Below are 11,980 nucleotides of genomic sequence, written 5' to 3' on the forward strand. Positions count from 1 at the left end.
CAGTGGGGCGTGCACGCCGCCGGCGTGATCATGTCGAGCGAACCGCTGATCGACATCATCCCGATCATGAAGCGCGAGCAGGACGGCCAGATCGTCACGCAGTTCGACTATCCCGCCTGCGAGTCGCTCGGCCTGATCAAGATGGACTTCCTCGGGCTGCGCAACCTCACGATCATCGACGATGCGCTCGATAACATCGCCGCCAACCGCGGAGAGAAGCTCGTGCTCGAAGACCTCGCACTCGACGACCCGGCCTCGTACGAGCTCCTCGCCCGCGGCGATACGCTCGGCGTCTTCCAGCTCGACGGCGGCCCGATGCGCAGCCTGCTGCGGCTGATGAAGCCCGACAACTTCGAGGACATCTCGGCCGTGCTCGCCCTGTATCGGCCCGGACCGATGGGTGTCAATTCGCACACGAACTACGCCCTGCGCAAGAACGGGCTGCAACAGATCGAGCCGATCCACCCCGAGCTCGAGGCTCCGCTGGCCGACGTGCTGGGGACCACCTACGGCCTGATCGTCTACCAGGAGCAGGTGATGGCGGCCGCGCAGAAGCTCGCCGGCTTCAGCCTCGGCCAGGCCGACATCCTCCGCCGTGCGATGGGCAAGAAGAAGAAGTCCGAACTGGACAAGCAGCAGGAGGACTTCTTCGGCGGCATGACCGTGAACGGCTACAGCCCTGCCGCGCAGAACGCCCTGTGGAAGGTGCTCGAGTCGTTCGCCGACTACGCATTCAACAAAGCGCACACGGCAGCCTATGGACTCATCGCCTACTGGACCGCATACCTGAAGGCCCACTTTCCGGCGGAGTACATGGCGGCCCTGCTCACAAGCGTCGGCGACGCGAAGGACAAGCTCGCCGTCTACCTCAACGAATGCCGTCGGATGGGCATCAAGGTGCTGCCTCCCGACGTGGGACAGTCGATCCGCTACTTCGCGGCCGTCGGAGAAGACATCCGCTTCGGCCTCGGTGCGGTGCGCAACGTGGGCACGAACGTGGTCGATTCGATCGTCGACGCGCGGCACGACGCGCCGTTCGAGTCGTTCCATGACTTCCTCGCCAAAGTCCCCGTGCACGTCGCGAACAAGAGGACGGTCGAGTCGCTCATCAAAGCCGGCGCGTTCGACTCGCTCGGCTCGACCCGCCGCGCACTCATGGAGATCCACGAGGACGCCACCGAGGCCGCCGTAGAGGTCAAACGCAAGGCCGCGACCGGCGCGATCGGCTTCGACTTCGACAGCCTGTACGACGAGACCGAAGAGCCGCTGCCGGCCAAGGTGCCCGAACGGCCGGAGTGGACCAAGAAGGACAAGCTCGCCTTCGAGCGCGAGATGCTTGGGCTGTACGTGTCTGACCATCCGCTCGCGGGCCTGGAGATCGCGCTGGCCAAGCACGCGTCGATCAGCATCTACGACCTGCTCGCCTCGGAGGATCTGAACGACGGCGACCAGGTGACCGTCGCCGGGCTCGTCACGAGCGTCCAGCACCGCGTCGCCAAATCCAACGGCAATCCCTACGGCCTGATCACCGTCGAGGACTTCAACGGCGAGGTGACGGTCATGTTCATGGGCAAGACCTACACCGAGTTCCAGTCGATGCTGAAAGCGGATTCGATCCTCGTCGTCCGCGGCCGCATCTCGCGGCGCGACGACGGGCTCAACCTGCATGCGGTGTCGGCTCTCTCGCCCGACCTGGGCTCGTTGGACGCCTCCGGCCCGCTCGTGCTCGTCATGCCCGAGCGGCGGGCCAGCGAGGCGACGATCGAAGAGCTGCTCCAGACGCTTGAGCGCCATCGGGGAGAGACCGAGGTCACCGTGAAACTGCACGCGGGGTCGGTTGCGAAGGTCTTCGACGTGCCGCACCCGGTGCGCGTCACGGCGGACCTGTACGGCGAATTGAAGGGTCTGCTGGGACCGCAGTGCCTCGGTTGAGGCATCCGATCGAGATTTCGGAGAGGCGACGATGACGCGTCCCTGTTGGCGCCGGTCTCAGCGGCATCTCATGAGCCGCCGGTAGTATCAGGACGGTGCGCACCGTGGAAGCGGAAGGAAGGGGTCATCGTGACTGACGAGCGAGCGAACGATCAGCAAGAGGTCGACGCGACCGTCGCCGATACCGAATCCGAAGATCGTCCGCAGTATGGCGTGGGTCCGTTCTCGGTGCGTGAAGTCGCCCTGGTCGGCGTCTGGCTGATCGCGTTCGTGGTGTCGTTCTTCTCCGTGGCGGGCGAGCGGGCGATGGCCCAGCTGCTGTTCGGCGGCTCGGTCTGGACCAACGGGCTGGACTGGATCCTGACGATCGGCGTGCCGACCGTCGCGATCTTCCTCATCATCCTGCGGCGCTTCTCGCCCGACGGCATTCGGCGAGTCGGATCGCTCGGCATCGATCAGTTCGCGTCGGTCGCCTTCTCGGTCTCCGCCGCGGTCTGGCTCACCCTGCTGTGGCGCACGATCGTGGTAGCGATCGAGACCAAGATCTGGGTCTACGACTGGGTGGTGTGGGTGGAGTTCTTCCTCATGCTCGCCGGTGTCGTGCTGACCGTCTTCGCGCCGTTGATCCCCACCCTCCGCGAGGACTTCGTCGGCCGTCGCGAGATCGTGGCGCATCGCAACGCCCGCCCCATTCGCGCCGTCTCGGCCCGCCCCCCGCGACCGCCTCGCCCGGTCGCCGACGAGACCGACGGGGCAGCGTTCGCCGCCGCCGCGCACGGTCCGACCGGGCAGTCCGACACCTACCCGGTGCCCTCCTACGGCGACCAGGCGTACCGGGAGCCGACCCCGGCCGCCCCGGACGCCTGGGCGGCCGCCCAGACCCGCGACACGATCGAGCCCGCCGAGCCAGAGCCGCATCCGCAGTCGGCCCATCAGGCGTTCTGGGCGCTCGCGCCCGAGGAGCGCGACGTCGTCGACGACCGCGGCGTGCCGATCTTCCGGGTCGGTCGCACCGCATGGGCTCTGGTGCTCGAAGACCGCGGCGATGTCTTCGTGGTGCGCCACGAGGATGGCCGCGTCGGATATCTGCACGATGTGACGGGCGTGACGCGCGGCTGAGCCGCGTCTCTGCGTCGCGATAGCGTAAAGACATGCTCCGCACGATCGATCTGCGTGGTCGCGCGCACTCGCCGGCAGAACTCCTGGCGGCCGTGCCCCGCGCAACCGCGGCCCGCGCCGAGGCGCTCGCCACGGCTGCGAGCCTGGTCGCCGACGTCGCCGCTCGCGGTGAGCACGCGATCCGCGAGCAGGCCGAGCGCTTCGACGGCGCGGTCGGGCACGACATCCGCGTGCCCGCCGCACACCTCGACGACGCACTGGCCGGTCTCGACCCGCGCGTTCGCGCCGCACTCGAAGAGGCGATCGCCCGCGTTCGCCGCGCATCCGCGGCGCAGGTGCCGCCCGCGACGGTCACCGAGCTCGCGCCCGGAGCACGCGTGCACCAGCGGTGGCAGCCGGTGCGCCGGGTCGGGCTGTATGTGCCCGGCGGCAAAGCCGTCTATCCCTCCAGCGTCGTCATGAACGTCGTTCCCGCCCAGGTCGCAGGTGTCTCCGAGGTGGCTCTTGCCTCGCCCCCGCAGCGTGCGCACGGCGGGCGGGTGCACCCGGTGATCCTCGCCGCCGCACGACTGCTCGGTGTCGACGAGGTCTACGCGATGGGCGGGGCGGGAGCGATCGGCGCATTCGCCTACGGCATCGAGAGCCTCGCACTCGATCCGGTCGACGTCGTGACGGGGCCGGGCAACAACTTCGTCGCGGCAGCCAAGCGCGCCGTTGCTGGGGTCGTGGGGACGGATGCCGAAGCCGGCGCCACCGAGATCCTCATCGTCGCCGATGACAGCGCCGATCCGCGACTGGTCGCCGCCGACCTGATCAGCCAGGCCGAGCATGACGAGCAGGCCTCGGCCGTGCTGGTGACCGCATCGCCCGCCCTGGCCGCGGCCGTCTCGAGCGAGATCGCGCCACGGGTGGCCGCGACGCGGCACGCCGAACGTGTGGCGACGGCACTGGCCGGGCCGCAGTCGGCCATCGTGCTGGTGGACGACCTGGCCGCCGCGACCGCGTTCAGCAATGCCTACGCACCCGAACACCTCGAGCTTCACCTGGCCGAACCTGATGCGGCAGCCTTCGTGCACGCCGGCGCCGTCTTCGTCGGACCTGATTCGCCCGTGAGCCTGGGCGACTACCTCGCCGGCAGCAACCATGTGCTGCCGACCGGCGGACAGGCCCGCTATGCCGCAGGGCTGTCGGCGGCGACCTTCCTGCGCCCGCAGCAGGTCATCGAGTACGACCGCGTGGCGCTGGCGCAGGTGCGCGAAGCCGTCGTGACACTCGCCCAAGCCGAAGACCTCCCGGCTCACGGCGAGGCCGTCCAGGCCCGCTTCGAGGCGGCTGCCGGATTCCCGGCGTAGTCTGTCCAGGCCATGCATTGCCCGTTCTGCCGTCATCCCGACTCGCGCGTCATCGATTCGCGCACCAGTGATGATGGTCTCAGCATCCGCCGTCGTCGCCAGTGCCCCGAATGCGGAGGGCGGTTCTCGACGATCGAGACCGCCAGTCTCAACGTGATCAAGCGTTCGGGTGTCATCGAGCCTTTCAGCCGCGAGAAGGTCATGTCCGGCGTGCGCAAAGCCTGCCAGGGCAGGCCCGTGACGGAGGGCGACCTCGCGGTGCTGGCGCAGCAGGTCGAGGAGTCCGTGCGCCAGACCGGGTCGTCGCAGGTCGACACGAACGAGATCGGCCTGGCGATCCTCGGCCCGCTGCGCGAGCTCGACGAAGTCGCCTACCTCCGCTTCGCGAGTGTCTACCAGGCGTTCGACTCGCTGGAGGACTTCGAGTCCGCGATCGGCCAGCTGCGCGCCGACCACCCGCTCGCCGACGCCGAAGATGCGATAGCGGCTGAATCCTGAGCCTGCGCCCGATCTCCTGAGGCCCGCGGCCGAGCCGATAGCCTGGGGGAGATGTATGCTCTCCTGTTTCGGACCGTGCTCTCGCGCATGGATCCCGAGGCCGCGCATCACGCGGCGATGATCGTCATCCGGCTGCTGGGTGTCGCCCCGTTCTCGTGGGCGGCCCGGGCGCTCACCCGCCCGGCCCCATCGCTGCGGACCTCGGCGCTGGGCCTGACGTTCGATTCGCCCTTCGGAATCGCCGCCGGATTCGACAAGGACGTGCGCGCGGCGACGGGGCTGCATGCGCTCGGCTTCGGTCATGTCGAGGTGGGGACGATCACGGCGATCCCGCAGGAGGGCAACCCTCGACCGAGACTCTTCCGACTCGTTCCCGACCGCGCCGTGATCAACAGGATGGGCTTCAACAACCACGGCGCCGAGGCGGCGGCCGCGCGGCTCGAGAAGCTGCGCCGCCGACCCAGGCGAGCGGTGATCGGGGTGAACATCGGCAAGAGCCGCGTAGTGGAGGTCGCCGACGCGACAGCCGACTACGTCCGCAGCGCGGCGCTCCTCGCGCCACTGGCCGACTATCTTGTCGTGAACGTGTCATCGCCGAACACCCCCGGCCTGCGCGGACTGCAGGCCGTCGAGACGCTCCGGCCCCTGCTGGAGGCGGTGCGGGATGCCGCGGGGCGCACCCCGCTTCTCGTCAAAATCGCTCCCGACCTCACCGACGACGAGGTGCGGGAGATCTCGCTCCTTGCGGTCGAGCTCGGGCTGGCGGGTCTCATCGCCACGAACACGACGATCTCCCGCGAAGGGCTGCGCACCGACCCCGCGGTCATCGCCGCAGCGGGGGCAGGCGGGCTGTCGGGCGCCCCGCTGAAGAGCCGCGCGTTAGAGGTCCTGAAACTGGTCCGCGCGACCGTGCCCGCGGAGTTCGCCGTCATTTCGGCAGGCGGCGTCGAGACGCCCGCCGACGTGCGCGAGCGGCTCGACTCCGGCGCGACCCTGGTGCAGGGCTACACCTCGTTCCTCTACCGTGGACCCCTCTGGGCTCGGCAGATCAACCGCGGGCTCACGAAATGACGCGCCGATCTCGATACCGCGCCGGCGCGCCTACTCGACCTTGAGCTGCCCGCGTTTGACCTGCGGCTTGGGAAGGCGCATGAACCGCATCTGGATGATGCGCATCGCGCCGTACCAGCCCAGACCCTTCTCGATCCGCTCGGCACCGAACTTCTTGCGCGCGGCCTGCTTGATGCGGATCGACGAGATGATCATGTCGCCGATCACGAACAGGATGAAGATCCACAGTCCGATGAACGAGTAGTACTGGACCGAGGGAACGGGGACGAACGTCGCGAGGATCACGAGCACCATCGCCGGCATGACGGCCTCGCCGAGGTGCCAGCCCGAGTCGATGAAGTCGCGCACGAACTTGCGCTGCGGCCCCTTGTCGCGCACCGGCAGATACTTGTCGTCTCCCGCCGCCATTCCGAGGCGGGCCTTCTCACGCTGCGCGGCCAGCTCGGACTTGGCGCGCGCCTTGGCTTCCTTCGTGTCGGCCACCAGCGGGCGCCTGCGAGCGGCCTCCTGCTCGGCGCGCGTGGGTGTGGCTCGGCCTTTGCCCCCGGTCGTCGCATCGGCCGGAATGTCGGCGGGGACGGGAGCTGCGGGTGATTTGGCCACGATGGAACCTCGGTGTCTCGAAGGGGAAGCACCTTAAGATTACCCGCATGAACACTGAGCTCACCCGTCAGGATGCTGTGCGCGATGCCGCGGCATCCGGCATTCCCGCCGCCCTCGCGGACCTCGGCACCCTCGTCCGCATCCCGTCGATCGCGTTTCCGGGATTCGACACGACCGAAGTGCAGCGCAGCGCCGCGGCCGTGGCCACCCTGGTCGAAGAGCTCGGCCTGTTCGAGACGGTCGAGATCCGTCGCGCCGCGATCCCCGGGTCCGACGAGATCGGCCAGCCTGCCGTTCTCGCCTCGCGCGCCGCACGCAACGGCCGGCCTACGATCCTCCTCTATGCGCACCACGACGTGCAGCCGGTAGGCGACGAGTCGCTGTGGGAGTCCGCGCCGTTCGAGCCGACCGTCCGCGACGGGCGACTGTACGGCCGTGGCGCCGCCGACGACAAGGCCGGCGTCATGGCCCACATCGCTGCGCTGCGGGCGTTGAAGGAAGCGCTCGGCGCGGACTTCGACCTCGGCGTCGCGCTGTTCATCGAGGGCGAGGAGGAAGCGGGCTCGCGGTCGTTCGCGCAGTTCCTCGCCGACAACGCCGACGCGCTGCGCGCCGACGTGATCGTCGTCGCAGATTCAGGCAACTGGGACGCCCGCACGCCCGCGCTGACCGTGTCGCTGCGCGGAAACACGCGCTTCACGCTGCGAGTGCGCACGCTGGAGCACGCATCGCACTCCGGCATGTTCGGGGGAGCGGTGCCCGACGCGATGATGGCCACGGTGAAGCTGCTCGCCACGCTGTGGGACGCGGACGGCGCGGTCGCCGTCGCAGGACTCGCGGAGCGGGATGCCGAGACCCCCGCCTACAGCGAGGAGACGCTGCGTGACGAGGCGGGGCTTCCCGCGGGCGTCAGTCCGATCGGTCGGGGAACGATCCTCAGCCGCATTTGGAACAAGCCGGCCATCACCGTGACGGGGATCGACGCGCCGAGTGTGACGAACGCGTCGAACACACTGAGCCCTGAGATCGGCGTCGTGATCAGTGCACGCATCGCCCCTGGCCAGTCGGCGCGGGAGGCGTATTCCGCGATCGAGATGCACCTGCGGGCGCACGCCCCGTTCGGGGCGCAGCTGACCTTCAGCGAGCAGGACCACGGAGACGCCTTCCTGGTGGACAACAGCGGCTGGGCGGTCGGCGCCGCCTTGGAGGCGATGCACGAGGCGTACGGCGTCGAGCCCGTGGAGATCGGCGTCGGAGGCTCGATCCCGTTCATCGCCGACCTCGTCCGCGAGTTCCCGGGGGCGCAGATCCTGGTGACGGGCGTCGAAGATCCGCACTCGAGGGCGCACAGCCCGAACGAGTCACTGCACGTGGAGACCTTCCGCAACGCCGTCCTCGCCGAGGCGCTGCTGCTCGAGAAGCTCGACGCGCGAGCGGGCGACTGACGGACACGCCGAAACAGGAGCCACGCCGGGATGGTCGGGCGTAGAATCGAAGCCATCCGCCGCGCAGGCGGCTCACCAGGAGGAGTGCCATGACCGACGTTGCGCTGTCGACCGACCAGTCCGTTCTCGCGGCGACGCTTGTTGACGAGCCGACTCGTGAACACGGCGTCGGCCTGACCGATGCCGCCGCTCTGAAGATCAAGAGCCTGCTCGAGCAGGAGGGTCGTGACGACCTGCGACTGCGCGTGGCCGTCCAGCCCGGTGGGTGCAGCGGACTGATCTACCAGCTGTACTTCGACGAGCGCTACCTCGACGGAGACAAGACCGTCGACTTCGGTGGTGTGGAGGTCATCGTCGACGACATGAGCGTCCCCTACCTCGACGGCGCGAAGATCGACTTCAAGGACACGATTTCGGAGCAGGGCTTCACGATCGACAACCCGAACGCCGCCGGCAGCTGTGCCTGCGGCGACAGCTTCCACTGATCGGACCGCATTTTCGGCATCGGGCCCGGCCTCTCATCAGAGTGTCCGGGCCCGATCTCACATCCCTGAAACCACGCGCAACCTGAGCGGATGGCCTGAATCCGTTGGGAGGTTGCCCTAGACTGGCGATGTCACATTCGCGACCCGGAAAGGTGCACCGTGCCCCCGAAAAGCCGCCTCCGCTGGGCTGTTCTCCCTGTCGGGATCGCCACGGCTGTCATTCTCGCCGGATGCACCCCAACGGAGTTGCACGGATACCTTCCCGGCTTCGTCGAGGATGGCACGCCTGCCACGAACCGCACCGATATGGTCGCCGGGCTCTGGGTCAACTCGTGGATCGTCCTGCTCGCCGTCGGCGTGATCACCTGGGGCCTCATGGGCTGGGCGGCGATCGCCTACCGCCGCCGCAAGGGCCAGGTCGGTTTGCCGGTGCAGTTGCGCTACAACATGCCGATCGAGATCTTCTACACGATCGTGCCGCTCATCCTCGTCATCGGCTTCTTCGCCTTCACCGCGCGTGATCAGACGATCCTCGAGACTCAGACGGAAGACCCCGACGTGTCGATCACCGCGATCGGCAAGCAGTGGGCGTGGGACTTCCAGTACAACGGAGAAGACGAAGACGGCGCGGACGCCGTCTGGTCGATGGGCGTGCAGGCGCAGCCCGCCCCGAACGGCGACATCGATCAGGAGAAGCTGCCGACGCTGTACCTTCCCGTCGACAAGTCGGTGAAGATCCTGCTGCAGTCGCGCGATGTCATCCACTCGTTCTGGGTCATCGACTTCCTGTACAAGAAGGACATGTACATCGGGCGCGACAACTACTGGTCGTTCACTCCGACCCGCGAGGGCACCTACGCAGGCAAGTGCGCCGAACTCTGCGGCGAGTACCACTCCGCGATGCTCTTCAACGTCAAGGTCGTCAGTGAAGCGGAGTACGAGGACTACCTCGCCACGCTGAAGGATGCCGGCCAGACGGGCGATATCAACGACGCATACGACAGGCTGCAGAACGAGCCCGGCACGGGCGCGAGCCCCGAAGGAGACGAGTGATCATGGCGACCACGATTCCACTGCAGGAGGAGACTCCGGGTCGCCCGACGACTCTTCCTCCGCGCCAGGCGGCGCTGCTCAGCTCTTCGCGGGTCGAGCAGAAGGGCAACATCGTCGTCAAGTGGATCACCTCCACTGACCACAAGACGATCGGCTACCTCTACCTGATCTCGTCTGTGCTGTTCTTCATGCTCGGCGGAGTCATGGCTCTGATCATGCGTGCCGAGCTCTTCGAGCCGGGCATGCAGATCATCCCGACAAAGGAGCAGTACAACCAGCTGTTCACGATGCACGGCACGATCATGCTGCTGATGTTCGCGACGCCGCTGTTCGCCGGCTTCGCCAACGTGATCATGCCGCTGCAGATCGGCGCCCCCGACGTCGCGTTCCCGCGTCTGAACGCCTTCGCGTTCTGGCTGTTCCTGTTCGGCTCGACGATCGCCGTCGCCGGTTTCCTCACCCCGCAGGGTGCGGCCGCGTTCGGATGGTTCGCCTATCAGCCGCTGGCCAACGCGAGCTTCTCGCCCGGCGTCGGAGGCAACCTCTGGATGCTCGGCCTCGGCATGAGCGGTTTCGGCACGATCCTCGGCGCCGTGAACTTCATCACCACGATCATCACGATGCGCGCCCCCGGAATGACGATGTGGCGCATGCCGATCTTCTCCTGGAACACCCTGGTCACCGGCATCCTGATCCTGATGGCGTTCCCGGTGCTGGCCGCCGCGATCTTCGCCGCTGCCGCCGACCGCATCCTCGGCGCGCACATCTACGACCCGGCCAATGGCGGAGTTCTGCTCTGGCAGCACCTGTTCTGGTTCTTCGGGCACCCGGAGGTGTACATCATCGCGCTGCCGTTCTTCGGCATCGTCTCTGAGATCTTCCCGGTCTTCAGCCGCAAGCCGATCTTCGGCTATAAGACCCTCATCTACGCGACGATCGCGATCGCCGCACTCTCGGTTGCCGTCTGGGCGCACCACATGTACGTCACCGGAGCCGTGCTGCTGCCCTTCTTCGCGCTGATGACGATGCTGATCGCAGTGCCGACCGGGGTGAAGATCTTCAACTGGATCGGCACGATGTGGCGGGGGTCGATCACTTTCGAGACGCCGATGATGTTCGCACTCGGCTTCCTGGTGTCATTCGTTTTCGGCGGGCTGACCGGCGTGATCCTCGCATCGCCCCCGTTGGACTTCCAGCTGTCGGACTCGTACTTCGTGGTCGCGCACTTCCACTACGTGGTGTTCGGCACGGTGGTGTTCGCGATGTTCGCGGGCTTCTACTTCTGGTGGCCGAAGTTCACCGGACGGATGCTGAACGAGCGCCTCGGCATGATCCACTTCTGGATGCTGTTCATCGGCTTCCACATGACGTTCCTCGTCCAGCACTGGCTGGGTGTGGACGGCATGGCTCGTCGCTACGCGGACTACTCGACCGCTGATGGCTGGACCTGGGAGAATCAGGTCTCGACAATCGGTGCCATGATCCTCGGCGCCTCGATGATTCCGTTCCTGTTCAACGTGTGGATAACCGCGCGCAAGGCGCCCAAGGTCACGGTCAACGACCCATGGGGTTACGGCGGGTCGCTCGAGTGGGCGACCTCCTGCCCGCCGCCTCGCCACAACTTCACCTCGATCCCGCGGATCCGCAGTGAGCGCCCGGCGTTCGATCTGAATCACCCGGAAGCCGGTGTGCCGGTCGGAGTGGGTCCCGTGAAGGATGCGCCAGCCGCTCCGGTCGTCGACGCTGAGACGGGAGAGGTGAAGTAGGTGCGTACCAACACGGGCTTGTGGTGGCTGCTGTCCGGGTTCTTTCTGCTGATGGCGGTGGTGTACACCACGTGGAACATCCTCGCCTACCCGCAGCTGCCAATCGTGAACGCGATCGAGTGGGTTGGTTCGGTCGCGTTGCTGTTCACGTGCCTCATGTCTGCGCTGATCGCGTTCTATGTCGGACGCGTGCACCACGCGCAGGGCGGTGAGCTGCCCGAGGACGTGCTGACCTCGGATATCGACGACGGCGACCCCGAGCTCGGAGAATTCAGCCCGTGGTCGTGGTGGCCGATCGTGCTGGCCTTTTCAGCCGCGGTCGCCCTGCTGGGTCTCGCGGTCGGTGCCTGGCTGTTTCCGATCGGCCTGGCCGTATTCGTTGTCGCGATTGTCGGCTGGGTCTACGAGTACTACCGCGGATACTTCGCGCGCTGAGATCACTCAGAACGCACATAGGCAGTCGGCGCGCGAGCGCCGACTGCCTATGTGCGTCTGCAGGCTTCAGCTGCTGATGGGCGCGCCCACCACCATCACCTGTGCGTCGAACGTGCGGGGCAGCGTGCCCGCATCGTTCTCGGTGGGCTGTCCTTCGCGCACCCAGTACTCATAGCCGCCGATCATCTCCTTGACCGAGAAGCCGAGCTTCGCGAACTCCA

General features: G+C 67.1%; 11 protein-coding genes and 1 pseudogene. 10 read left to right on the forward strand and 2 right to left on the reverse strand.

The window, feature by feature from the left end; all coding sequences use genetic code 11:
* From dnaE to QZV84_RS09415, 5 genes are all read left to right on the forward strand, one after another.
* Window positions 1-1,932 (forward strand): DNA polymerase III subunit alpha (gene dnaE / locus QZV84_RS09395; RefSeq protein WP_292828758.1); only part of this gene is annotated, 1,932 nt, incomplete at its 5' end.
* 129 nt (window positions 1,933-2,061) lie between these two features.
* Window positions 2,062-3,051, forward strand: a complete 990-nt coding sequence (locus tag QZV84_RS09400; protein ID WP_292828761.1) for a hypothetical protein — start codon at window positions 2,062-2,064, stop codon at window positions 3,049-3,051.
* Window positions 3,052-3,083: 32 nt separating this feature from the next.
* Window positions 3,084-4,403 (forward strand): histidinol dehydrogenase, encoded by a 1,320-nt coding sequence (hisD, locus tag QZV84_RS09405; protein WP_292828764.1) that lies wholly within the window; start codon window positions 3,084-3,086, stop codon window positions 4,401-4,403.
* Window positions 4,404-4,415: 12 nt separating this feature from the next.
* The gene (gene nrdR, locus QZV84_RS09410) at window positions 4,416-4,901 is read left to right on the forward strand and encodes a transcriptional regulator NrdR (protein ID WP_292828767.1); all 486 of its coding nucleotides are present in this window, start codon (window positions 4,416-4,418) and stop codon (window positions 4,899-4,901) included.
* 51 nt (window positions 4,902-4,952) lie between these two features.
* Entirely contained in the window at window positions 4,953-5,972 is a 1,020-nt protein-coding gene (locus tag QZV84_RS09415) for a quinone-dependent dihydroorotate dehydrogenase (protein WP_292828770.1), read from the forward strand.
* Between the two features lie 30 nt (window positions 5,973-6,002).
* Here the strand turns inward: QZV84_RS09415 and QZV84_RS09420 are convergent, their stop codons facing one another.
* Window positions 6,003-6,575 (reverse strand): DUF3043 domain-containing protein, encoded by a 573-nt coding sequence (locus tag QZV84_RS09420; RefSeq protein ID WP_292828773.1) that lies wholly within the window; start codon window positions 6,573-6,575, stop codon window positions 6,003-6,005.
* Between the two features lie 47 nt (window positions 6,576-6,622).
* Between QZV84_RS09420 and QZV84_RS09425 the strand changes: the two genes are divergently transcribed.
* The 5 genes from QZV84_RS09425 (at window position 6,623) to QZV84_RS09445 (ending at window position 11,759) form a co-directional block, all read left to right on the forward strand.
* Complete coding sequence (locus tag QZV84_RS09425) at window positions 6,623-8,020, forward strand: dipeptidase (RefSeq protein ID WP_292828777.1); 1,398 nt, start codon at window positions 6,623-6,625, stop codon at window positions 8,018-8,020.
* An 89-nt stretch (window positions 8,021-8,109) separates the two neighbouring features.
* Window positions 8,110-8,505 (forward strand): iron-sulfur cluster assembly accessory protein, encoded by a 396-nt coding sequence (locus tag QZV84_RS09430; protein WP_292828780.1) that lies wholly within the window; start codon window positions 8,110-8,112, stop codon window positions 8,503-8,505.
* Between the two features lie 159 nt (window positions 8,506-8,664).
* Entirely contained in the window at window positions 8,665-9,558 is an 894-nt protein-coding gene (gene coxB, locus QZV84_RS09435) for a cytochrome c oxidase subunit II (RefSeq protein ID WP_292828783.1), read from the forward strand.
* 2 nt (window positions 9,559-9,560) lie between these two features.
* The gene (gene ctaD / locus QZV84_RS09440) at window positions 9,561-11,324 is read left to right on the forward strand and encodes a cytochrome c oxidase subunit I (protein ID WP_292828786.1); all 1,764 of its coding nucleotides are present in this window, start codon (window positions 9,561-9,563) and stop codon (window positions 11,322-11,324) included.
* Entirely contained in the window at window positions 11,325-11,759 is a 435-nt protein-coding gene (locus QZV84_RS09445) for a cytochrome c oxidase subunit 4 (RefSeq protein ID WP_292828789.1), read from the forward strand.
* A 66-nt stretch (window positions 11,760-11,825) separates the two neighbouring features.
* On the opposite strand, the pseudogene QZV84_RS09450 reads toward QZV84_RS09445, so the two are convergent.
* Window positions 11,826-11,980 (reverse strand): annotated as a pseudogene (locus QZV84_RS09450) (sulfurtransferase); the annotation flags it as partial.

The organism is Microbacterium sp. (assembly GCF_011620715.1).
Lineage (GTDB): Bacteria > Actinomycetota > Actinomycetes > Actinomycetales > Microbacteriaceae > Microbacterium.